Origin of the sequence: Enterobacter sp. CGMCC 5087, from assembly GCF_003144775.1 — a bacterium.
GTDB classification, from domain to species: domain Bacteria; phylum Pseudomonadota; class Gammaproteobacteria; order Enterobacterales; family Enterobacteriaceae; genus Enterobacter; species Enterobacter cloacae_M.
Window position 1 is genome coordinate 1 of the sequence record NZ_QFXN01000329.1, and the last position, 2,153, is coordinate 2,153.

Consider the following 2,153-nt stretch of genomic DNA (forward strand, 5'->3'; position numbering starts at 1 on the left):
TGCCCAGCTCCGCCGGACCGGGCACCATCGCCATGATAGTCAGTGCGGCCGCCACAGCCAGAAACAGCCCCGGTATCCCTGAATGGGTAATAATGGTGGCACCTCCGCTTGTCTTCCTCTGTGTTTCTGCCATCCTCTGGCTGTGTCTGCGCAGCTCCACCGCCATCATGCGGCTTGCCGGGCAGGGTGGTATGGATGCATTTTCACGCCTGATGGGCTTTCTGCTCGTCTGCATGGGGGTTCAGTTTATTATCAACGGCGTTCTGGAGCTCGCAGCAAAGGTGCAAACCTGAGCTGTCCTTCTGGCATGCTATATCACAGGCAACATCCCGATCCCTGGCCGATGGCAGGGATATTGCCTGAAACGACCTCTCATCAAATCTCATACGAGATCTGCTGACAAAAAAGCAGGATTCACCGTAACATTGCGGCAAACTCATATTATTTAGCGTGCGCCAGCAGTGGCGTGCGGACATGCACGTCGTGGATTTTTCGCCGCGCATGGGCCATACAGGAACGCAAACCATGCACTCAAAGGCCAAATTTTGTCAGGAGGCGGTGAAGGCCATAACCACAGGGACCAGCCTCATAAACAATGCTGACGTGTGATGATTTTGACTGCAATTTCTTGCAAAGGCGTTCAATATCAGTAGGTGTAGTGCCCATTTTTCCGGGCAACTCAACAGGGGCTGAGTTAATGGCACAGGCCACAGTGTTAGATTCTTTATGGACATCTAACCCGACGTACAATGTGCTGCTGTTGTTCATGCTGACCTTCGTGGTGGAAGTATCAGAGTGTAGCGCCCGCTCACCGGTGTGGCACCGGCCACGGTGCTAACCCGCGTGAATATCCCACGCTGGCCAGCGCCTCTCTCCCGGAAAGTCATACTGTCTTACGCTGGCACTGCTATCAGTACTGTTGACCCGTTTTGGCAAGCCTGATGCGATTTATGCGTCTGCACCAAAGTAAAATAAAACCGGCAGTTCACTGTGTCCGCTGAGTACCATACTCCCCACTGCTATCCATGCAGAACGCCCGGTGATCCTCAGCAGGTCCCGTCGTGGCCCGGGCACGATTTTGACAGCCTGTATATTGTCAAACTTAACGATCAGGGCCGGTTTGAGTCATTCAGCAAAGAAAGCGAGCTGTTGAACGAGGTAAGCGATCGCTGTCAGAAGTGAAAAAGACTAAGGGATCTGCCAGATCCCTCACTCATTGGGCAAACAGCCACTGTGTCGTTTTGCTGTCGATCTTACCGGAAGGTTTTCCGTCAGCACCAAAATAGCGGTCCTTGCGGCAGACTTTCTCCTTCGTATCGCAGTAAACACCATTGACAAACGTAAACGCCGTACGGTCAAATTCGCCCTGCGACGCCAGTTGCTTCCCTTTTTTCGCATCCAGGTATTTCGTCGTCAGCGCATCTGAAATGCCTGTCGCATCGGCGCAAAAATAGCTGTCGCAGACGACACCTTTTGCCGGCGAACGCAGTGGGTTGTGTTCGGTCGCCTCCGCCAGAACAGAGAATCCGCTCCCGATAATCAGCAACAGCGCGATAAATGCAGTTTTTTTACTCATCTGTTTTCCTCTCCCGGAAGTCAGCGTACCATTTTCAAAGCGAGATGCCCGCGGTTCCCTGCAGTGAATATCCAGGTGACAGGCAGATGTCCGCGCGTTGTTGCGTTCCTCTGAGGATATTTTATCACCCGTGCCCCCCTCCGGAGGCGCGCACCACTATTCAGTTATCAATATTCATGCCACACAACACTCGCAACGGAAGGTGTCATGACTTTGCCACGGCTCACTCACGTTTCAGTCGCGGCGAGTTGCACAGCCATAACGTCATGACCATCACCAGTATCGCTCCGGCATACACCAGCACATCACGCGAAGACGGATGCTCAACAATAATCAGCCTGACGATGGCCGTAATGCCAATATAAATGATGTAACGCAGAGGGAAATGGTACCCTGCCTGAAAGTACTTCACGATGAGCGCGATAAATTCGAAGTACAGAAAATACACCATCAGCCCGGCCACCAGGCTGTATTTGCTGTTATCCGCGTCAGGCTGAAACAGCACCTCCGCCAGATGCAACGTTTCCTTTGCGAGGAACACAACCAGTATCAGTCCCAGCAACAACAGCGCGGCATT

General features: G+C 52.8%; 3 protein-coding genes and 1 pseudogene. 1 reads left to right on the forward strand and 3 read right to left on the reverse strand.

The features are described from left to right. The coding region (locus DEO48_RS26190; protein ID WP_309136854.1) for a MarC family protein at window positions 1–293 on the forward strand (293 nt) is incomplete at its 5' end. Between the two features lie 219 nt (window positions 294–512). On the opposite strand, the pseudogene DEO48_RS26195 reads toward DEO48_RS26190, so the two are convergent. From DEO48_RS26195 to psiE, 3 genes and pseudogenes are all read right to left on the reverse strand, one after another. Further along, window positions 513–768: pseudogene (locus tag DEO48_RS26195) on the reverse strand (IS110 family transposase); the annotation flags it as partial. Window positions 769–1,213: 445 nt separating this feature from the next. Beyond that, complete coding sequence (locus DEO48_RS26205; protein ID WP_109846744.1) at window positions 1,214–1,576, reverse strand: YcgJ family protein; 363 nt, start codon at window positions 1,574–1,576, stop codon at window positions 1,214–1,216. 223 nt (window positions 1,577–1,799) lie between these two features. After that, on the reverse strand, window positions 1,800–2,153 hold a 354-nt coding region (psiE, locus tag DEO48_RS26210), incomplete at its 5' end, for a phosphate-starvation-inducible protein PsiE (RefSeq protein WP_109846745.1).

What these genes read in the sequence shown, in the direction of transcription:
- DEO48_RS26205 (WP_109846744.1), bottom strand. Translation starts at nt 1,576, where the DNA reads ATGAGTAAAAAAACTGCATTTATCGCGCTGTTGCTGATTATCGGGAGC.